The 20,003-nt window shown below is 59.6% G+C and carries 18 protein-coding genes; 8 read left to right on the forward strand and 10 right to left on the reverse strand.

Annotation, left to right across the window (positions count from 1 at the left end):
* Positions 1–31 precede the first annotated feature (31 nt).
* The 8 genes from rseP to rpsB all read right to left on the reverse strand — a co-directional run bounded on the left by rseP (position 32) and on the right by rpsB (position 7,500).
* Complete coding sequence (rseP, locus tag AB4N47_RS17640; protein WP_341638568.1) at positions 32–1,384, reverse strand: sigma E protease regulator RseP; 1,353 nt, start codon at positions 1,382–1,384, stop codon at positions 32–34.
* A gap of 54 nt (positions 1,385–1,438) precedes the next feature.
* Positions 1,439–2,629: a 1-deoxy-D-xylulose-5-phosphate reductoisomerase gene (gene ispC, locus AB4N47_RS17645; protein ID WP_341638567.1), complete on the reverse strand. Its 1,191-nt coding sequence runs from the start codon at positions 2,627–2,629 to the stop codon at positions 1,439–1,441.
* Complete coding sequence (locus AB4N47_RS17650; RefSeq protein ID WP_341638566.1) at positions 2,626–3,432, reverse strand: phosphatidate cytidylyltransferase; 807 nt, start codon at positions 3,430–3,432, stop codon at positions 2,626–2,628. The genes ispC and AB4N47_RS17650 overlap by 4 nt, the downstream gene beginning before the upstream one ends.
* A complete protein-coding gene (uppS, locus tag AB4N47_RS17655) occupies positions 3,432–4,187 on the reverse strand; it encodes a polyprenyl diphosphate synthase (protein WP_016771475.1) in 756 nt (251 codons plus the stop codon). Before uppS ends, AB4N47_RS17650 begins: the two co-directional genes overlap by 1 nt.
* Before the next feature lie 14 nt (positions 4,188–4,201).
* Positions 4,202–4,759, reverse strand: coding sequence for a ribosome recycling factor (gene frr, locus AB4N47_RS17660; protein ID WP_007954771.1), 558 nt, complete (start codon positions 4,757–4,759; stop codon positions 4,202–4,204).
* A complete protein-coding gene (gene pyrH / locus AB4N47_RS17665; protein ID WP_003222124.1) occupies positions 4,756–5,499 on the reverse strand; it encodes a UMP kinase in 744 nt (247 codons plus the stop codon). The genes frr and pyrH overlap by 4 nt, the downstream gene beginning before the upstream one ends.
* Positions 5,500–5,707: 208 nt before the next feature.
* Positions 5,708–6,571: a translation elongation factor Ts gene (gene tsf, locus AB4N47_RS17670; protein WP_016771476.1), complete on the reverse strand. Its 864-nt coding sequence runs from the start codon at positions 6,569–6,571 to the stop codon at positions 5,708–5,710.
* Between the two features lie 191 nt (positions 6,572–6,762).
* Positions 6,763–7,500, reverse strand: coding sequence for a 30S ribosomal protein S2 (gene rpsB / locus AB4N47_RS17675; protein ID WP_003222119.1), 738 nt, complete (start codon positions 7,498–7,500; stop codon positions 6,763–6,765).
* A 373-nt stretch (positions 7,501–7,873) separates the two neighbouring features.
* Here rpsB and map point away from each other — a divergent pair, with 373 nt between their 5' ends.
* From map to AB4N47_RS17695, 4 genes are all read left to right on the forward strand, one after another.
* On the forward strand, positions 7,874–8,656 hold the full coding sequence (map, locus tag AB4N47_RS17680) for a type I methionyl aminopeptidase (RefSeq protein WP_133334983.1): 783 nt from the start codon (positions 7,874–7,876) through the stop codon (positions 8,654–8,656).
* A 40-nt stretch (positions 8,657–8,696) separates the two neighbouring features.
* Entirely contained in the window at positions 8,697–11,399 is a 2,703-nt protein-coding gene (locus AB4N47_RS17685) for a [protein-PII] uridylyltransferase (RefSeq protein ID WP_133334981.1), read from the forward strand.
* A 222-nt stretch (positions 11,400–11,621) separates the two neighbouring features.
* Complete coding sequence (gene dapC / locus AB4N47_RS17690) at positions 11,622–12,821, forward strand: succinyldiaminopimelate transaminase (protein WP_125925188.1); 1,200 nt, start codon at positions 11,622–11,624, stop codon at positions 12,819–12,821.
* A gap of 188 nt (positions 12,822–13,009) precedes the next feature.
* The gene (locus AB4N47_RS17695) at positions 13,010–13,765 is read left to right on the forward strand and encodes a M12 family metallopeptidase (RefSeq protein WP_341638565.1); all 756 of its coding nucleotides are present in this window, start codon (positions 13,010–13,012) and stop codon (positions 13,763–13,765) included.
* 24 nt (positions 13,766–13,789) lie between these two features.
* Here the strand turns inward: AB4N47_RS17695 and AB4N47_RS17700 are convergent, their stop codons facing one another.
* Complete coding sequence (locus tag AB4N47_RS17700; RefSeq protein ID WP_460154294.1) at positions 13,790–15,424, reverse strand: Na+/H+ antiporter; 1,635 nt, start codon at positions 15,422–15,424, stop codon at positions 13,790–13,792.
* A gap of 278 nt (positions 15,425–15,702) precedes the next feature.
* Here AB4N47_RS17700 and AB4N47_RS17705 point away from each other — a divergent pair, with 278 nt between their 5' ends.
* The 4 genes from AB4N47_RS17705 (at position 15,703) to AB4N47_RS17720 (ending at position 18,864) form a co-directional block, all read left to right on the forward strand.
* Complete coding sequence (locus AB4N47_RS17705) at positions 15,703–16,065, forward strand: ArsC family reductase (RefSeq protein ID WP_038860603.1); 363 nt, start codon at positions 15,703–15,705, stop codon at positions 16,063–16,065.
* 31 nt (positions 16,066–16,096) lie between these two features.
* The gene (dapD, locus tag AB4N47_RS17710; protein ID WP_123443055.1) at positions 16,097–17,131 is read left to right on the forward strand and encodes a 2,3,4,5-tetrahydropyridine-2,6-dicarboxylate N-succinyltransferase; all 1,035 of its coding nucleotides are present in this window, start codon (positions 16,097–16,099) and stop codon (positions 17,129–17,131) included.
* Positions 17,132–17,257: 126 nt separating this feature from the next.
* On the forward strand, positions 17,258–18,463 hold the full coding sequence (locus AB4N47_RS17715; RefSeq protein ID WP_341638563.1) for an aminotransferase class V-fold PLP-dependent enzyme: 1,206 nt from the start codon (positions 17,258–17,260) through the stop codon (positions 18,461–18,463).
* Positions 18,460–18,864, forward strand: a complete 405-nt coding sequence (locus tag AB4N47_RS17720) for a SufE family protein (RefSeq protein ID WP_110645890.1) — start codon at positions 18,460–18,462, stop codon at positions 18,862–18,864. Before AB4N47_RS17715 ends, AB4N47_RS17720 begins: the two co-directional genes overlap by 4 nt.
* A gap of 125 nt (positions 18,865–18,989) precedes the next feature.
* Here AB4N47_RS17720 and tcdA read toward each other — a convergent pair whose 3' ends face one another.
* A complete protein-coding gene (gene tcdA, locus AB4N47_RS17725) occupies positions 18,990–19,808 on the reverse strand; it encodes a tRNA cyclic N6-threonylcarbamoyladenosine(37) synthase TcdA (RefSeq protein ID WP_102900544.1) in 819 nt (272 codons plus the stop codon).
* Between the last annotated feature and the right edge of the window lie 195 nt (positions 19,809–20,003).

Consider the following 20,003-nt stretch of genomic DNA (forward strand, 5'->3'; position numbering starts at 1 on the left):
AAATGCGGCAGATTCGCAATTCAGCGAAGCGTTACAGTCGACCCAGATCGTTGACCAGAGCAAGCAACATCACCCCGACCACCAAACTGATACCGATCTGTATCCCCCAACCTTGCACCCGATCCGACAAGGGGCGACCACGCACCCACTCGATCAGATAAAACAACAAATGCCCCCCATCCAGTACAGGAATGGGCAGCAAATTCAGAACCCCCAGGCTAATACTCAGATAAGCAAGGAAATTCAGGAAATCAGCGACGCCCGACTGGGCAGAAGCGCCCGCCACTTTAGCAATGGTTATCGGTCCACTCAAGTTTTTTACCGAGAGCTCGCCGAACAGCATTTTCTTCAGTGAATCCAGCGTCAGAATGCTCATGGTCCAAGTGCGACGGGCACCCTCGCCAATCGCGGCCAGCGGGCCATAGCTGACTTCGCGGATCATTTCCGGCGGCCAGTCGATGGCTTTGACGCCAGCGCCCAGATAACCGCTTGGCGCTTTGCTTTCACCGCGCGCCGCCAAGGTCACAGGGACGTCGATTTGAGCACCGTCGCGCTCGATGCGCAGCATGATTTTGGTATCAGGACGCGTACGAACGGTATCGACCACTTGCTGCCAGTCATCGAGCGGCTGGCCATCAAGCGACAGCAAACGATCGCCGGTTTTCAGCCCCGCTGCATGAGCCGGACCTTTCGGGTCCAGTTCGGCAAGCACCGGCGGCAACGCCGGACGCCATGGACGAATGCCCAGCGAACGGATCGGATCCGGCTCGTCGGCGCCTTTTAGCCAGTTATCCAGTGCCAGCGTGCGCGGCGATTCTGCCGTCGAACCCTGCTCGCGCACCAGCAATTGAATGGCGCCGCTCTCACCGAGACGGCGCACCAGTTGCAGATTGACTGCCGCCCAACCCGACGTTGGCTCGCCATCGATCGAAACAATCTCCTGACCAGCGTTCAGACCAGCCCTGGCGGCAATGCTGCCAGACTCGACCGCGCCGATGACCGGACGCACCTGCTCGCTGCCGAGCATCGCCAGCACCCAGAAAAACACCAGCGCCAAAAGGAAGTTGGCAATCGGGCCAGCGGCAACAATGGCGATACGCTGACGTACCGATTTGCGATTGAACGACTGATCGAGTTGATCGACCGGCACTTCGCCTTCGCGCTCGTCGAGCATCTTGACGTAGCCGCCCAAGGGAATCGCGGCGACCACGAATTCAGTGCCTTGCTTGTCATGCCAGCGCAGCAACGGCATGCCAAAGCCCACGGAAAACCGCAGAACCTTGACGCCACAGCGACGCGCGACCCAGAAGTGGCCGAATTCGTGGAAGGTGACCAGCACACCCAGGGCGATCAGGGTGCCGGCAATCATATAGAGCGCGCTCATCTACTTTCTCCGCAATCCTGTTCAGTGTCGCGTGTCGCCATTTTGGTGCAAAAACTATCGGCCGTGCCGACTCAACCATTGCTCCGCCAGCACTCGCGCTTTCGCGTCCGCCGTAAACACGGCGTCGAGGTCGTGCAGCGCCACCACCGGCTCCAGATTCAAGACTTCCTCGATGATACTCGCGATTTCCAGGTAGCGAACCCGTCCGTCGAGAAACGCTGCCACGGCCACTTCATTGGCCGCGTTGAGCATCGCCGGCGCGCTGTCGCCAGCTTCGGCCGCCTGACAGGCCAAACGCAGACAGGGGAAACGGCTTTCATCAGGCGCCTCAAAATCCAGTCGCGCAATGGCGAACAGATCCAGTGGCGGTACGCCGGAATCGATACGCTCAGGCCAGGCCAGGGCGTTGGCGATCGGCGTGCGCATGTCGGGGTTGCCCAATTGCGCCAGCACCGAGCCATCCACATAGTCGACCAGAGAATGGATCACGCTTTGCGGATGAATCACCACTTCGACCTGAGTCGGTTTGGCATCGAACAACCAGCAGGCTTCGATCAGTTCCAGACCCTTGTTCATCATGCTTGCCGAATCCACGGAGATCTTGCGCCCCATGGACCAGTTCGGATGCGCGCAAGCCTGTTCCGGCGAAACATGCGCCAGCTCGGACATCGGCGTCTGCCGGAAAGGACCGCCAGAGGCGGTCAGCAAGATCCGCCGCACACCCACCGAGCTCAAGCCGCGCGCGAAATCCGCGGGCATGCACTGAAAAATCGCGTTGTGCTCACTGTCGATCGGCAGCAGCACCGAGCCACTTTTGCGCACGGCCTGCATGAACAGCGCGCCGGACATCACCAGCGCTTCCTTGTTGGCCAGCAGAATCTTCTTGCCCGCCTCGACCGCCGCCAGTGTCGGACGCAAACCCGCCGCACCGACAATGGCCGCCATGACCGCGTCGACTTCAGGCGCGGAGGCAACCTGACACAGGCCCTCCTCACCTACCAGCACACGAGTCGGCAAACCGGCTGCACGCAAGTCATCCTGCAAGCCGCGCGCCGCAGCACCTTCAGGCACTACGGCAAATTGCGGTACATGACGAATGCACAGCGCGAGCAATTCGCTAAGACGGGTAAAACCACTCAATGCAAAAATCTGATAACGCTCAGGATGACGGGCAATCACATCCAGGGTGCTCAGACCGATCGAACCGGTCGCACCCAACACGGTAATCTGCTGGGGACGACTCACGGTGCGGCCATCCAGAGCAATACGGCGAACACCGGAATGGCTGCGGTCAGGCTGTCGATGCGATCCAGCACGCCACCATGGCCGGGCAGCAGATTACTGCTGTCCTTGATGCCGGATTGGCGCTTGAACATGCTCTCGGTGAGATCGCCGACAACGGAAATGAAGACGATCACTGCCGCGCCGATCAGGCCTTTGAGCAGCTCGGCCACGGTCCAGTCGCGCACCAGCCCGACAATCGCGGTAATCACCAGACTCAGCGCCAGACCACCGTAGACGCCTTCCCAGCTCTTGCCCGGGCTGACCTGCGGCGCCAGCTTGCGCTTGCCGAACTGGCGTCCGGAAAAGTAAGCGCCGATGTCCGCGCCCCAGACCAGCACCATCACCGCCATGATCAACCAGTTACCCAGCGGGTACTGCTTGATCTGCACCAACCCCTGCCACGCAGGCAGCAGGATCAGCAGGCCAATCAGCAGCTTGGTCGCCGCTGTGGACCAGTGCGCGCTGGAGCGTGGATACGTCAGCACCAGATAAGTCGCAATTGCCCACCAGATCACCGATGCACCGAGCACCCAAGGCGCAAGGCCCGGCAGCACATACATGACAAACAGCATCAAGGCGACCACGGCGGCAAAGCCGACGCGGAACGATTGTGCGGTGAAGCCGGCCAGACGCGCCCATTCCCAGGCACCGAGGCTCACCACCAGGCCGATGAACAGCGCGAAGCCGGCACCTTTGAGCAGGAAAAACCCGCACAAGGCAATCGGCAGCAGGATCAGTGCAGTGATGATTCGTTGTTTAAGCATTAAACCCGGGCTCCAGCTTCGACCTGTTCGCTCGTTTTACCGAAGCGACGCTGGCGTGAAGCGAAATCGGCCAGCGCGGTGCGCATGGCGTCGTGTTTGAAGTCCGGCCAGAACAGGTCGGAGAAGTACAGCTCGGCGTAGGCCAGCTGCCACAGCAGGAAGTTGCTGATGCGATGCTCGCCACCGGTGCGGATGCACAGGTCAGGCAACGGCAGATCACCGGTGGCCAGACAGGTCTGCAGCAGATCCGGGGTGATGTCCTCCGGGCGCAAGTGCCCGGCCTGGACTTCACGCGCCAGACGCTGCGCGGCCTGAGCGATATCCCACTGGCCGCCATAGTTGGCGGCGATCTGCAGGACAAAGCGGTTGGCACCGACCGTCATGGCCTCGGCCTCGCGCATCGCCGCCTGAAGCTCAGGGTGGAAGCGCGAGCGATCGCCAATGATGCGCAGGCTGATGTTGTTGTCGTTGAGACGCTTGGCCTCACGACGCAAGGCCTTGAAGAACAGATCCATCAAGGCGCTGACTTCATCGGCCGGGCGCTGCCAGTTTTCACTGGAGAAAGCGAACAGGGTCAGGACTTCGACCTTGGCCTCAGCGCACACCTCGATCACCGCCCGCACAGCATCCACGCCCGCTTTATGCCCGGCGACACCCGGCATAAAGCGTTTTTTCGCCCAGCGATTATTGCCATCCATGATGATCGCGACATGGCGCGGCACCGCGGACGGCGCAGTCTGCTTGGTCTTGTCCATTTAAAGCTCGACCCTTATACGGCCATCAGGTCTTTTTCTTTCTCGTCCGTGGCCTTGGTGATCTGGGCCTCGGATTCTTTGGTCAGCTTGTCGATATCGGCGATGGCACGACGCTCTTCGTCTTCGCTGATTTCCTTGTCCTTGACCAGTTTTTTCAGCTCGCCCAAGGCATCGCGACGGATGTTGCGCACAGCTACGCGCGCGTCTTCGGCTGCACTGCGGGCCTGCTTGGTGAAGCCTTTGCGCGTTTCTTCGGTAAGGGCAGGCATCGGGATCAACAGCAACTCGCCCAGGTTGGTCGGGTTGAGGTTCAGACCGGCGCTCTGGATTGCCTTGTCGACGGCAGCGAGCATGTTGCGCTCGAAGGCCACGACCTGCAGGGTGCGCGAATCTTTCACGGTGACGTTGGCAACGCCGCTCAGCGGAGTGTCAGTGCCGTAGTAAGGCACCATGACGCTGCCGAGGATGCTCGGGTGAGCCTTGCCGGTACGAATCTGGCCGAACGCGTGGTTCAGAGATTCCAGGGATTTCTGCATACGCGCTTGGGCGTCTTTCTTGATTTCGTTGATCATTGTTGGCCTTCCTCGATCAAAGTCCCTTCAGCGCCGCCGTGCACGATGTTCAGCAGGGCGCCGGGCTTGTTCATGTTGAATACGCGCAGCGGCATCTTGTGATCGCGGCACAGGCAGATGGCAGTCAGATCCATTACACCCAGCTTGCGATCCAGTACTTCATCATAAGTCAGATGATCGAACTTCTCGGCATGCGGGTCTTTGAACGGGTCTGCGGTGTACACGCCATCAACCTTGGTGGCCTTGAGCACAACGTCGGCGTCGATTTCGATTGCACGCAGGCAGGCTGCCGAATCCGTGGTGAAGAACGGATTGCCGGTACCGGCCGCGAAGATCACGACGTCTTTGGAGTTCAGGTGGCGCATGGCTTTGCGGCGATCGTAGTGATCGGTCACACCGACCATGGAAATGGCCGACATGACGATGGCCGAGATATTGGCACGTTCCAGCGCATCGCGCATGGCCAGGGCGTTCATCACAGTGGCCAGCATGCCCATGTGGTCGCCCGTGACCCGATCCATACCGGCTTTGCTCAGGGCTTCGCCACGGAACAGGTTGCCACCGCCGATGACCAGACCGACCTGCACGCCGATGCCGACCAGCTGGCCGACTTCCAGCGCCATGCGATCCAGAACCTTCGGATCGATCCCGAACTCTTCCGAGCCCATCAGGGCCTCGCCGCTAAGCTTGAGTAGAATGCGTTTATAGCGAGCCTGATAACCACTGCCCTGCTGAGCCATTGCGAATCTCTCCTGCGGCGTATTTAAAATTCTTTGCGAGCTGTTTACAGCTGGCGTTCACTCTAGCTTGGCGCTGCTGCAGCGCCATCGGAACATGGCTTTGTAAGTCAGTTCCGGGTGGAAACCAAATAAAAATTGGTACCCCATCTGAAAAGAGGCTGCGCGCGTAAGCGGGCAGCCTCTTTCGGGCGACAGTTGAAAAACCGTCTTATTGCTTGGCGGCGGCCAGCTGGGCAGCAACTTCTTCAGCGAAGTTGTCGACCGGCTTCTCGATGCCTTCGCCTACTTTGAAGTAAGTGAAAGAAACGATTTCAGCACCGGCTTTCTTGGCCAGCTCGCCAACCTTGACTTCAGGGTTCTTGACGAACGCCTGCTCGACCAGGCTCGCTTCTGCCAGGAACTTGCTGATACGGCCCTTGACCATGTTTTCAACAATGTTTTCTGGCTTGCCTTTGATCTTTTCTTCGTTCAGCTGCAGGAACACAGCTTTCTCACGCTCGATCGCTTCGTCGGAGACTTGCGAAGGCAGCAGGAACTCAGGGTTGCTTGCAGCAACGTGCATAGCGATGTCTTTGGCCAGCTCGACGTCACCGCCTTTCAGGACAACAGCAACACCGATCTTGTTACCGTGCAGGTAGGTGCCGACTACGTCACCCTCTACGCGAACCAGACGACGAATGTTGACGTTCTCGCCAACTTTGGCAACCAGCGCTTCACGAGCCGATTCCTGAGCGGCGATCAGCGGAGCTGCGTCGGTCAGTTTTTCGTCGAAAGCTTTTTCTACGCTGGCAGCAACGAAGTTCTTGAAGTCGTCTTGCAGGGCCAGGAAGTCGGTCTGCGAGTTGACTTCCAGCAGCACGGCTGCCTTGTCATTCGATTTGATGGCGATTGCGCCTTCAGCGGCAACGTTGCCAGCTTTTTTCGCAGCCTTGATGGCGCCCGAAGCACGCATGTCATCAATGGCTTTTTCGATGTCGCCGTCAGCCTTTTCCAGGGCTTTCTTGCAATCCATCATGCCTTCGCCGGTACGCTCGCGCAGTTCTTTGACCAACGCTGCAGTAATTGCTGCCATTTTCAAATTCCTCTTGGATAGGTTTTCAACCATTCCACCCGATCGAACGGGCGTTCAATTCTTCCCGAACCACCCATGTTGGCTGCCGCACATGACAAATACAGACGTGGGCGCCGACAAATGGTTTTCGAGGTGGCAAAAAGGGGGCCAAGCCCCCTTTTTGCTTACTGAGTCAACGCCAGGGGCGTCGATTACTCAGCTGCAGCCTGAGTTTCTTCAGCTGCGAATTCAACAGTACCGCCAGCAACATTGTTGCGACCACGGATTACTGCGTCAGCCATCGAACCCATGTACAGCTGGATAGCGCGGATGGCGTCATCGTTGCCTGGGATGATGTAGTCAACGCCTTCCGGGCTGCTGTTGGTATCGACAACGCCGATGACCGGGATGCCCAGCTTGTTGGCTTCGGTGATCGCGATGCGCTCGTGGTCAACGTCGATCACGAACAGTGCGTCTGGCAGACCGCCCATGTCCTTGATGCCGCCCAGCGAACGATCCAGCTTCTCAAGGTCACGGGAGCGCATCAGCGCTTCTTTCTTGGTCAGCTTGGCGAAAGTACCGTCTTCGGCTTGAACTTCAAGGTCACGCAGACGCTTGATGGAAGCACGAATGGTCTTGAAGTTGGTCAGCATGCCGCCCAACCAGCGGTGATCGACGTACGGCGAACCGCAACGTGCTGCTTCTTCAGCAACGATCTTGCCAGCGGAACGCTTGGTGCCGACGAACAGAATCTTGTTTTTGCCCTGGGCCAGACGCTCTACGAAAGTCAGAGCTTCGTTGAACATTGGCAGGGTTTTTTCAAGGTTGATGATGTGAATCTTGTTACGCGCGCCGAAAATGTACTTGCCCATTTTCGGATTCCAGTAACGGGTTTGGTGACCGAAGTGCACACCGGCCTTCAGCATATCGCGCATGTTGACTTGGGACATGATAGTTCCTTGATAAGTCGGGTTTGGCCTCCACGTATCCCAATGACCAACCAGAGGCATAAAGCCCAAGGCACCCAGGTCATCGTGTCGACACGTGTGTGGATTTAAGCTTTTCGGGGCATCCCCGGAAAGCGGCGCATTTTATACCACAGGGCGCGCAGAAACGGAACCCGGAATCTGTATTCGCACCAGGGACTCGGGCGCAGCCCCCTTGGAATCGGCTCGATGGGCACCATTGTATAGATAGAAGCTGGACATGCAGGCGCGGATTTGCGCCTCCCGTCTGGTAGAATCGCGTTTTTCAGGGTCGCAAAATGTACGCTTGCCACCCAATTCGTATCCGTAAGCGCCGCCGAGCGCAGAGAGAGCCTGTATGACCGTCAACCTCAAAACCCCCGAGGACATCGCTGGCATGCGTGTCGCCGGCAAACTGGCCGCCGATGTGCTGGAAATGATTGCCGAACATGTCAAACCGGGCGTGACCACTGATCAGCTCAATCAGATCTGCCACGACTACATCGTCGATGTGCAGCAAGCGATCCCTGCCCCGCTCAACTACAAGGGCTACCCGAAGTCGATCTGCACCTCGATCAACCATGTGGTCTGCCACGGCATCCCGAACGACAAACCGCTGAAAAACGGCGATACCCTGAACATCGACGTCACGGTGATCAAGGACGGTTACCACGGCGACACCAGCCGCATGTTCCACGTCGGCGAAGTGCCGGTCTGGGCCGAGCGCCTGTCGCAGGTCACCCAGGAATGCATGTACAAGGCGATCGAGATCGTCAAACCCGGCTGCCGCCTCGGCGACATCGGCGAAGTAATCCAGAAGCACGCGGAAAAGAACGGTTTCTCGGTGGTGCGCGAGTTCTGCGGTCACGGCATCGGCAAGGTCTTCCACGAAGAACCGCAGATCCTGCACTACGGTCGCGCCGGTACCGGTATGGAACTGAAGGCCGGCATGACCTTCACCATCGAGCCGATGATCAACCAGGGCAAGGCCGACACCAAGGTTCTCGGCGACGGCTGGACCGCGATCACCAAGGACCGCAAGCTCTCGGCACAGTGGGAACACACCCTGCTGGTCACCGAGACCGGCTACGAGATTTTCACTTTGCGCAGCGATGACACCATCCCGCGCATCTCGGCCTGACACCCAGAACGCTCCCAGCCTATAGAAGGAAAGCCAATCGATGCCGCAGGTGGATCCCGAACTCTTCGACCGCGGCCAGTTCCAGGCTGAACTGGCCCTCAAAGCGAGTCCCATCGCGGCGTTCAAGAAGGCGATCCGCCAGGCTCGCGAGGTCCTCGACACGCGTTTTCGCAATGGCCGCGACATCCGCCGGCTGATCGAGGACCGCGCCTGGTTTGTCGACAACATCCTGCAAAAGGCCTGGGAGCAGTTCAACTGGAGCGAAGACGCCGACATCGCTCTGGTGGCGGTGGGCGGCTACGGTCGCGGCGAACTGCATCCATACTCCGATATCGATCTGCTGATCCTGCTCGACAGTGCCGACCACGAAGTTTTCCGCGACTCCATCGAGCGTTTTCTGACGTTGTTGTGGGACATAGGCCTGGAAGTCGGCCAGAGCGTGCGCTCGGTCGACGAATGCGCAGAAGAGGCCCGCGCCGACCTGACTGTGGTCACCAACCTGATGGAAAGCCGCACCATCTGCGGCCCCGAGCGTCTGCGTCAGCGCATGCTCGAAGTGACCAGCACCGCGCACATGTGGCCGGCCAAGGAGTTCTTCCTGGCCAAGCGTGCGGAACAGAAAGCACGTCACCACAAATACAACGACACCGAGTACAACCTCGAACCGAACGTCAAAGGTTCGCCCGGCGGCCTGCGCGATATTCAAACCATCCTTTGGGTGGCGCGGCGTCAGTACGGCACCCTGAACCTGCGCGCCCTCGCCGGCGAAGGGTTTCTGGTAGAAAGCGAAAACGCCCTGCTCGCCTCCTCCCAGGAATTTCTCTGGAAAGTTCGCTACGCCCTGCACATGCTAGCCGGCCGCTCCGAAGACCGCTTACTGTTCGATCACCAGCGCACCATCGCCGGCCTGCTCGGTTTTGAAGGTGATGATGCCAAACAGGCGGTCGAAGCTTTCATGCAGCAATACTTCCGCACGGTGATGAGCATTGCCCAGCTCAGCGATTTGATCATTCAGCACTTCGAAGAAGTCATCCTCGCCCCGGAAGACGAATCGCCCCCGCAGCCGATCAACGCCCGCTTCCAGCTGCATGACGGCTACATCGAAGCGCGCAATGACAACGTGTTCCGCCGCACGCCGTTCGCCATGCTGGAAATTTTCGTGCTGATGGCCCAACAGCCGGAAATCAAAGGCGTGCGCGCCGACACCATTCGCCTGCTGCGCGAACATCGTCATCTGATCGATGACAACTTCCGCAACGACATCCGCAACACCAGCCTGTTCATCGAGCTGTTCAAGTGCAAGATCGGTATCCATCGCAATCTGCGGCGGATGAACCGTTACGGCATTCTCGGGCGCTATCTGCCGGAGTTCGGTTTTATCGTCGGGCAGATGCAGCACGACCTGTTCCACATCTATACGGTCGATGCGCACACGCTGAATCTGATCAAACACCTGCGCAAACTGCAGTACACCCAGGTTTCGGAGAAATTTCCGCTGGCCGCCAAGCTCATGGCCAAGCTGCCCAAACCTGAGCTGATCTACATGGCCGGTCTGTATCACGATATCGGCAAGGGCCGGCATGGCGATCACTCGGAGATCGGCGCGGTCGATGCCGAAGCGTTCTGCCAGCGCCACCAGTTGCCGGTGTGGGACAGCCGCCTGATCGTCTGGCTGGTGCAGAACCATTTGGTGATGTCCACCACTGCGCAGCGCAAGGATCTGTCGGACCCGCAGGTGATCCACGATTTCGCCCAGGCGGTCGGCGACGAAACCCGCCTCGACTACCTCTACGTGCTGACCGTGGCCGACATCAATGCGACCAACCCGACGCTGTGGAACTCATGGCGCGCCAGCCTGCTGCGCCAGCTCTATACCGAGACCAAGCGCGCCCTGCGCCGGGGTCTGGAAAACCCGGTGGATCGCGAAGAACAGATCCGTCAGACGCAAAGCGCCGCGCTGGACATTCTGGTGCGCGGCGGCACCGATCCGGACGACGTCGAGCAGCTGTGGGCGCAATTGGGCGATGACTATTTCCTGCGCCACACCGCCGGCGACGTGGCCTGGCACAGCGATGCGATCCTGCAGCAACCGGTGGATGGCGGGCCGCTGGTGCTGATCAAGGAAACCACCCAGCGCGAGTTTGAAGGCGGCACGCAGATCTTCATTTATGCACCGGACCAGCACGACTTCTTCGCCGTGACCGTGGCAGCGATGGACCAGCTCAACCTGAACATTCACGACGCCCGGGTCATCACCTCGAGCAGCCAGTTCACCCTCGACACCTACATCGTGCTCGACAACGAAGGCGAATCGATCGGCGACAACCCGGCGCGGATCAAGCAGATCCGCGAAGGCCTGACCGAAGCGCTGCGCAACCCGGACGACTACCCAACGATCATCCAGCGCCGTGTGCCGCGCCAGCTCAAACACTTCGCCTTCGCCCCGCAAGTAACGATCCACAACGACGCCCAGCGTCCAGTGACCGTGCTTGAGCTGACCGCGCCCGACCGGCCGGGCCTGCTGGCGCGGGTCGGGGGGATTTTCCTCGAGTTCGATCTGTCGCTGCAGAACGCCAAGATTGCGACCCTGGGCGAGCGCGTGGAAGACGTGTTCTTCATCACCGACGCGCACAACCAGCCGCTGTCTGATCCGCTGCTGTGCAGCCGTCTGCAGGATGCGATCGTCGAACAGCTGAGCGTCAATCAGGAACCGGATATCAAACTTTCGCGGATCAGTATCTGAATCACCCGTTTATCCCTGTGAATGCAGCCCATGCTTTCCTCCGGTACATACAATCCCCTGTGGCGAGGGGATTTATCCCCGTTCGGCTGCGAAGCAGTCGTAAAACCTGTGTATGCGGACATTCAGTTGAACCGCAGTGAATGGTTTTGCGGCCGCTGCGCAGCCCAACGGGGATAAATCCCCTCGCCACAGAAAGCTCTTGAGCATTTAAAAGAGGCCCCCATGAACAACGCTCTGAACCAGCTCCAGCCGTACCCGTTCGAAAAGCTCCGCGCCCTGCTCGGCAGCGTCACGCCGAACCCGGACAAACGCCCGATCGCCCTGTCGATCGGCGAGCCGAAACACCGTTCGCCGAGCTTTGTCGCCGAAGCGCTGGCGAACAGTCTGGATCAGATGGCGGTGTACCCGACCACCCTCGGTATCCCGGCCCTGCGCGAAGCCATCGCCGGCTGGTGCGAGCGTCGTTTTGGCGTGCCGAACGGCTGGATCGATCCGGCGCGCAATGTGCTACCGGTCAACGGCACCCGTGAAGCGCTGTTCGCCTTCACCCAGACCGTGGTCAACCGTGGCGACGATGCGCTGGTGGTCAGCCCGAACCCGTTCTATCAGATCTACGAAGGCGCGGCGTTTCTCGCCGGGGCCAAGCCGCATTACCTGCCATGCCTGGATGAAAACGGCTTCAACCCGGACTTCGACGCAGTAGCGCCCGAGATCTGGCAGCGCTGCCAGATTCTGTTCCTGTGCTCGCCGGGCAACCCGACCGGCGCGCTGATTCCGGTCGAGACCCTGAAGAAGCTGATCGCCCTGGCTGATCAGTACGACTTCGTGATTGCCGCCGACGAGTGCTACAGCGAACTGTACTTCGACGAACAGACTCCGCCGCCGGGCCTGCTCAGCGCCTGCGTCGAACTGGGCCGCAATGACTTCAAGCGCTGCGTGGTCTTCCACAGTCTGTCCAAGCGCTCCAACCTGCCGGGCCTGCGTTCAGGCTTCGTTGCCGGCGATGCCGACATCCTCAAGGGTTTCCTGCTCTATCGCACTTACCACGGCTGCGCGATGCCGGTACAGACTCAACTGGCCAGCGTTGCCGCGTGGAATGACGAAGTGCATGTGCGCGCCAACCGTGCGCTGTATCGCGAGAAGTTCGATGCGGTGCTGAACATTCTCAGCCCGGTCATGGACGTACAGCGCCCGGACGGCAGCTTCTATCTGTGGCCGAACGTGCAGGGCGATGATGCGGCGTTCTGCCGTGATCTGTTCGAGCAGGAGCATGTGACCGTGGTGCCGGGCTCGTACCTGTCTCGCGATGTCGATGGCGTCAATCCGGGGGCGGGCCGCGTGCGCATGGCGCTGGTTGCGCCGTTGGCTGAATGTGTCGAGGCCGCCGAAAGAATACGCGCATTCGTAACTCGCCAACAGTAACTTTCAAGAGTCCGCATCAGGCCACCTGATGCGGACTAAAAAAAAGAAACGCTACCTTACAACCCCCTCCTTTACTCCTCAATACACTAACTAATAACCTACCTCCCGCAATAACCAACTTACAAACTACAAGTTTTTAACCACTAACTTGCAGTCAACCCTGGATAAAAACCTCAAAGGAATTGACCATGTACAAAACCAGACCCTGTCTGAATCTTGAAATAGAAGATCCAGTTGCCAGCTTTCGAGCGGCCATCAATGAAAACTCGAAAAATATTTCGTACACCAACAACTCAGGCCTGACCTCCCGGACCATGGCACTCAATGCAAAGTGTTGGCACCCGAGCCGCCATCTGACCATTTCGTTTATGGACAACCCACCCGCCTCGCTGAAAGAAGCGATAAAGAGCCATATATGGGAATGGGCGGACTATGTCAGCCTCACCTTTAGCTTCATCGATAGTAAAGACGGCGTAATCCGAATTACAACCGACACTACTCAAAACGCTTCGCAAATTGGCACCGACGCACTAACAGTCGCGGCAGGAAAACCCACGATGTTCATATACGCGCGACCGGGAGATGCGGATTTTCGCACGGTAGTAATACACGAGTTCGGTCATGCGCTCGGTTTTCATCATGAGCATCTGCACCCTGATGCTAACATTCCCTGGAATAGACCGAAGGTCTATCAGGAATATGCGGAAAAATGGGGAATGGATAAGCAAAGCGTGGACCTGAACATTTTTACACCGATAGACGAGGCGATCACCGTCACCCCATACGATCCGACTTCAATCATGCATTATCCTGTCGAGAAGGAACTAACCGATGGGAAGTTTGAGATACCGATGAACACGAAAATAAGTTGGCAGGACAAACGCATCTGCGCACATTTTTATCCGATCGAAATTCCTGACGGCGGCTCTTGCGAATCCCCTTGAATCGCCATCAGGAATCATCTCGTGCTACGACTTGACCTGGCCCAGATTGGCCTCGCTCAAATCCAGTTCCCCGAGCACTTCTCGCAACACGTCATCACCGATCTGGTGCTGACGACTGAGGCTGTAGAGTTCCAGACGTTGCGCGCGCAGTGCTTTCAAGCGCAAACGCCGTTCAAGCAGATCCATCTGGAATGCCAGCGCTTGGGCTTCGGCGGAATCATTGAACACATCAAGTTGATGGCGATATTCGGACATGATCCGCGCCTTGAGCTCCGCTGCCAGCGCCGCTTGAGCGGCATCCTGTGGGACCACTTCTTCGCTTTCCAGCGAGTGAATCGCCGCTTCGGCCGTCCTGCGCCAGGCGTCGCGCACTTCCTGACGACGCTTGTCGTCGGGACTTTTGTCGATGCCGCGCAGCAGCAAGGGCAGCGCGATACAGGCCGAGACCAGCGACAGCAGAATCACCCCGGCAGCAATGAAAATCAGCAAGTCGCGTTCAGGAAAAACCTCGGCGCCGATCAGCATCGGCACCGACATCACGCCTGCCAGCGTCACCGCCCCGCGCACACCGCCCACCGTCAGCAACCAGCATGAACGCGCCGTCGGCACTTGCGTCAGCTCACCCTTGCCGCGCACTCGGCGCAGCAACACCGACAAGCGCCAGATGCTTTGCACCCAGATGAACCGCAGCAGCACCAGCGCGACGAAGATCGCCAGCACATCGAGGCAGCGATAGAACAGCGTCGGCCACAGCGTCGGCTCATGGCTGACCACCGCCTTGATGATGTCTGGCAATTGCAGGCCAAGCAGCAGGAAGATCAAGCCATTGAACGCAAATTCGAGCAGCGCCCAAACGCTGCGATTGAGCAGTCGCGTGCTGGTCTGGCGTGGCAGCAGATCGAGCCAGCTCTGCATCATCCCCGCTGCCACAGCGGAAAGAATGCCCGAGGCCCCCAAACGTTCGGCCAGTACATAAGCGGCGAACGGCAGCAGCAACATGAACACCACATGCGTGGCCGGATCGTCCCAGCCCCGGGCGATCATCCACGCGCGCAGGCGTCCGACCAGCCAGCTCAACCCCACACCGACAGCCAGGCCACCGAGCGCCACCGCGACGAAGGTCAGACTGGCATTGGTCAGCGAAAACACGCCCGTGACCGCTGCAGCGAGGGCGAACTTGAAGGTCACCAGGCCTGAAGCGTCATTCATCAGCGCCTCGCCCTGGAGGATGTGCATCAGCGGCGTCGGAAGTCGGTTCTGCGAAATAGCTGAAACCGCCACGGCGTCCGTTGGTGACAAAACCGCGGCAAGGGCGAAGGCCACTGGCAGCGGAATCGTTGGCAATAGCCAATGAATGAAATAACCGGCGCCGACCACGGTAAACAGAACAAGGCCGACGGCCAGGGTCAGGATCGGTCCGCGCAATTGCCAGAAGGCGCGCTTGGGCATGCGCCAGCCATCGGAAAACAGCAGCGGCGGCAGGAATAGAAACAGGAACAGTTCAGGATCGAGGGCGACGTGCAGGCCAAGCGTCGGCCAGGCGAGCAAGGCACCGGCGGCGATTTGCACCAGCGGCAACGGCAGCGGGATGACCCGCCCGACCAGGCGCGAGACGCTGACCAGCATCAGCAGGATGAGGACGGTGTAAGCAGTTTGCATAAAACCAGAATCTCAGGCGATCGACAGCGTTGAACTGCCATATTAGCGCCTTAGGCTGTGGCTGACCGTTGCACCTATGTCGCAGCCCTCGCTTTTGTAGGAGCTGCGGCACGCCGCGATCTTTCGATCTTCAAGATCAAAAGATCGCAGCCTCGTTTCACTCGTCAGCTCCTACAGGGGTTTTGCATTGCCAAATCGACCTGAGGCGCCGCGAAACCGTCCGGTCATGGCATAATCCGTCACCATTTTTTTCCAGCACCTGTAAAGGGGGCGATTCCTTGGCCGTTTCAAGTAAAACGTTGCACCTTTTCGGCATCAAAGCCTGCGACACCATGAAAAAGGCGCGCACCTGGCTCGATGAACACGCTGTCAGCTACGACTTTCACGATTACAAGACCGCCGGCATTGACCGTGAGCACCTGACCCAATGGTGCGACGAGCACGGCTGGCAAACCGTGTTGAACCGCGCCGGCACGACCTTTCGCAAACTCGACGACGAACGCAAAGCCGATCTCGACCAAGCGAAAGCCATCGAACTGATGCTCGCACAACCCTCGATGATCAAGCGCCCGGTGCTCGATCTCGGTGACCGAACCCTGATTGGCTTCAAGCCAGATATCTACGCGGCCGCTCTGAAGTAAGCAGCCCGTCACTCTTTGTAGAGGTATTCACATGTCCAATTCCCTGTTCAGCATTGCCTTTGGTGTCGGCACCCAGAACCGTCAAGGCGCATGGCTGGAAGTGTTCTACGCACAGCCACTGCTCAATCCTTCGGCCGAACTGGTCGCGGCTGTTGCGCCAATCCTCGGTTACACCGAAGGCAACCAGGCCATCACCTTCACCACCGCCCAGGCCGCGCAACTGGCTGAAGCCGTGAAAGGCGTCGACGCCGTGCAAGGCAAGCTGCTGACCCGCCTGGCTGAAAGCCACAAGCCGCTGGTCGCCACGCTGCTGGCCGAAGACGCGCAACTGACCTCCACGCCTGAGGCCTACCTCAAGCTGCATCTGCTCTCGCACCGTCTGGTCAAGCCGCACGGCGTGAGCCTGGCCGGTATCTTCCCGCTGCTGCCGAACGTGGCGTGGACCAGCCAGGGCGCGATCGATTTGAGCGAACTGGCGGAAATGCAACTCGAAGCGCGTCTGCGCGGCGAACTGCTGGAAGTGTTCTCCGTGGACAAGTTCCCGAAGATGACCGACTACGTGGTACCGGCCGGCGTGCGTATCGCTGATGCTGCACGTCTGCGTCTGGGCGCCTATGTCGGCGAAGGCACCACTGTCATGCATGAAGGTTTCATCAACTTCAACGCCGGCACCGAAGGCCCGGGCATGATCGAAGGCCGCGTTTCCGCTGGCGTCTTCGTCGGCAAGGGTTCGGACCTGGGCGGCGGTTGCTCGACCATGGGCACGCTGTCGGGCGGCGGCAACATCGTGATCAAGGTCGGCGAAGGCTGCCTGATCGGCGCCAACGCCGGTATCGGTATTCCGCTGGGCGACCGCAACACTGTGGAATCGGGCCTGTACGTGACCGCCGGTACCAAGGTTGCGCTGCTGGACGAGCACAACAATCTGGTCAAGGTTGTGAAGGCGCGTGAGCTGGCTGGTCAGACTGATCTGCTGTTCCGTCGCAACTCGGAAACCGGTGCTGTGGAATGCAAGACCCACAAATCGGCGATCGAACTGAACGAAGCGCTGCACGCTCACAACTAAGCGCTGTAGGCCTGTGGGAGCGAGTCTGCTCGCGAAACTTCTGGCGCCCTCAAGGACGCTTTCGCGAGCAGGCTCGCTCCCACAAGGTTTGGCGTACACGCCGCCCAATTTCACAGGGCTGAACTCATGATGATCCCCTCCCCCTGGCGCGCCGATTTCCCGGCTATCGCCGCCCTGCAACGGCAAGACCAGACCTATCTGGACAGCGCCGCCACCACGCAAAAACCACAAGCCCTGCTCGACGCACTGACGCATTACTACGCCAACGGCGCGGCCAATGTGCATCGTGCGCAACACCTGCCCGGTGCCCACGCGACGCAAGCGTTCGAAGACAGTCGGCGCAAGGTTGGCCAATGGCTGAATGCCGGTGACAGCGGGCAAATCATCTTCACCCACGGCGCCACCAGCGCGCTGAATCTGCTGGCTTATGGTCTGGAGCCTCTGTTTCAGCCGGGCGATGAGATCGTCATCAGCGCGCTGGAGCATCACGCCAACCTGCTGCCGTGGCAGCAACTGGCGCAACGCCGTCAGCTGAAACTGGTCATCCTGCCGCTGGATGCCGACGGCCTGATCGACCTCGGCGCTGCCGTACACCTGATCGGCCCGCGCACGCGTTTGGTGGCGGTCAGCCAGTTGTCCAATGTGCTCGGCGCCTGGCAGCCACTGATCGCTTTGCTGGGCATGGCCAAGGCGCAGAACGCGCTGACCGTGGTCGATGGTGCGCAAGGTGTGGTGCACGGCCGGCATGATGTGCAGGCGCTGGGTTGCGACTTCTATGTGTTTTCCAGCCACAAACTCTACGGCCCCGATGGCCTCGGCGTGCTGTTTGGGCGCAACGCGGCGCTGGAGCGATTGCAGCATTGGCAGTTCGGCGGCGAGATGGTGCTCGACGCCAACTATCAGGATTCGCGCTTCCGCCCGGCGCCGTTGGGGTTCGAAGCAGGCACACCGCCGATCGCCAGTGTCATCGGCCTCGGAGCGACCCTCGACTACTTGGCCGGTTTGGATCAGGACGCCGTATCTGCCCATGAAGCGGCGCTGCACGACTACCTGTTGCGCGGCCTCGCCGCCCGCAATGGCATTCGCCTGCTCGGCAAGCCGCAACTGGCGCTGGCCAGTTTTGTCGTCGAAGGCGTGCACAACGCCGATCTGGCGCATCTGCTTACCGAACAAGGCATCGCCGTGCGTGCGGGGCATCACTGCGCCATGCCGCTGATGAAAAGCTTCGAACTGGCCGGCGCGATCCGCGTGTCGCTGGCGCTGTATAACGACTCGGAAGATCTGGAGCGCTTTTTCGAGGCGCTGGATCAGGCGCTGGAGATGTTGCGATGAGCCTGCCGGTGGAGGCGGCCGAAGCGCTGCAGACGTTTCAGACTGCGGCGGGCTGGGAACAGCGGGCGCGGCTGTTGATGCAGTTCGGCGATCGCTTGCCGGTGCTGGATGACGCGCAAAAGTGCGAGGCCAACCGGGTGCATGGCTGTGAGAGTCAGGTGTGGCTGGTCGGGGATTTGCGCGACGGGCACTGGCAGTTCAAGGCAAGCAGCGATGCGCGGATGATTCGCGGGTTGGTGGCGTTGCTGCTGTTGCGGGTCAACGGCTTGTCGGCGGTGGAGTTGCAGCAGGTGGATCTGCCGGAGTGGTTCAATCAGCTGGGGTTGTCGCGGCAGTTGTCGCCTTCGCGCAGTAATGGTTTGAATGCCGTGCTCCAGCGGATGAATGAGTTAGCTCGCTGACTGATCGTTCCCACGCTCTGCGTGGGAATGCCTCAACGGACGCTCCGCGTTCGGCTCTGGATGGGACGCGGAGCGTCCCGGGCTGCATTACCACGCGGAGCGTGGGAACGATCAAAGCCGCAGCATCAAATCTGAGGTTTGACCCGGTCTGCCGGGCGCCGTACACCAGCGACAATCTTGTCCACAGCCTTGGTCGCCGCGACCATACCAAATGTCGCGGTAACCATCATCACCGCGCCAAACCCGCCGGCGCAGTCGAGCTTCACGCCATCGCCGACAAAACTCTTCTGCAGGCAAATGCTGCCGTCCGGTTTCGGGTAGCGCAGCTGTTCGGTGGAAAACACACACGGCACGCTGTAGTGGCGGGTCACGGTGCGGGAGAAGCCGTAGTCACGACGCAAGGTCGAACGGACTTTCGAGGCAAGCGGATCGTTGAAGGTGCGGTTCAAGTCGCAAACCTGAATCAGCGTCGGGTCAATCTGACCGCCCGCGCCGCCGGTGGTAATGATCTGGATCTTGCGACGTTTGCACCAGGCGATCAGCGCCGCTTTGGCATTGACCGCATCGATGCAGTCGATCACGCAGTCAATGTTCGGCGTGATGTACTCGGCCATGGTGTCGCGGGTAACGAAATCGGCCACGGCGTGCACCGTGCAATCGGGGTTGATCCCGCGCAGACGCTCGGCCATCACCTCGACCTTGGGTTTGCCGACGGTGCTGTCCAACGCGTGCAACTGGCGGTTGGCATTGCTGACGCAGACGTCGTCGAGGTCAAACAGCGAAATCTCGCCCACCCCGCAACGGGCCATGGCTTCTGCCGCCCAGGAACCAACGCCACCGACGCCGACGATCGCCACATGGGCGGCGCGCAAGCGTTCCAGGCCTTCGATGCCATACAAACGGGCGATGCCTGCAAACCGCGGATCTTCTGTACTCATGACCATTACCCCAAAAACCGGCGCGCATTATAGGGCTACGCAGCGACAAGTTTTAAGCTGCAAGCGACAAGTGTAAGAACTTAAGTCAGAGACGGCTGCCCAATGTCAGGCATTTTCCCGTCAGTTGTACGGCTGGTTAACCGCCGGTGTAGGATGCGCGCCCCTCGGGCGTCTATCCGACCGATCCTTCGTTCCACAGCC

It is taken from the genome of Pseudomonas sp. S3_G06 (assembly GCF_054667565.1).

Bases quoted from the DNA above. Each gene is read 5' to 3' on its own strand.
- AB4N47_RS17715 (WP_341638563.1), top strand. From the start codon at position 17,258: ATGATGATCCCCTCCCCCTGGCGCGCCGATTTCCCGGCTATCGCCGCC.
- AB4N47_RS17650 (WP_341638566.1), bottom strand. From the start codon at position 3,432: ATGCTTAAACAACGAATCATCACTGCACTGATCCTGCTGCCGATTGCC.
- uppS (WP_016771475.1), bottom strand. From the start codon at position 4,187: ATGGACAAGACCAAGCAGACTGCGCCGTCCGCGGTGCCGCGCCATGTC.
- AB4N47_RS17700 (WP_460154294.1), bottom strand. From the start codon at position 15,424: ATGCAAACTGCTTACACCGTCCTCATCCTGCTGATGCTGGTCAGCGTC.
- rpsB (WP_003222119.1), bottom strand. From the start codon at position 7,500: ATGTCCCAAGTCAACATGCGCGATATGCTGAAGGCCGGTGTGCACTTC.
- frr (WP_007954771.1), bottom strand. From the start codon at position 4,759: ATGATCAACGAAATCAAGAAAGACGCCCAAGCGCGTATGCAGAAATCC.
- map (WP_133334983.1), top strand. From the start codon at position 7,874: ATGACCGTCAACCTCAAAACCCCCGAGGACATCGCTGGCATGCGTGTC.
- rseP (WP_341638568.1), bottom strand. From the start codon at position 1,384: ATGAGCGCGCTCTATATGATTGCCGGCACCCTGATCGCCCTGGGTGTG.
- AB4N47_RS17685 (WP_133334981.1), top strand. From the start codon at position 8,697: ATGCCGCAGGTGGATCCCGAACTCTTCGACCGCGGCCAGTTCCAGGCT.
- AB4N47_RS17695 (WP_341638565.1), top strand. From the start codon at position 13,010: ATGTACAAAACCAGACCCTGTCTGAATCTTGAAATAGAAGATCCAGTT.
- dapD (WP_123443055.1), top strand. From the start codon at position 16,097: ATGTCCAATTCCCTGTTCAGCATTGCCTTTGGTGTCGGCACCCAGAAC.
- pyrH (WP_003222124.1), bottom strand. From the start codon at position 5,499: ATGGCTCAGCAGGGCAGTGGTTATCAGGCTCGCTATAAACGCATTCTA.
- tcdA (WP_102900544.1), bottom strand. From the start codon at position 19,808: ATGGTCATGAGTACAGAAGATCCGCGGTTTGCAGGCATCGCCCGTTTG.
- tsf (WP_016771476.1), bottom strand. From the start codon at position 6,571: ATGGCAGCAATTACTGCAGCGTTGGTCAAAGAACTGCGCGAGCGTACC.
- dapC (WP_125925188.1), top strand. From the start codon at position 11,622: ATGAACAACGCTCTGAACCAGCTCCAGCCGTACCCGTTCGAAAAGCTC.
- AB4N47_RS17720 (WP_110645890.1), top strand. From the start codon at position 18,460: ATGAGCCTGCCGGTGGAGGCGGCCGAAGCGCTGCAGACGTTTCAGACT.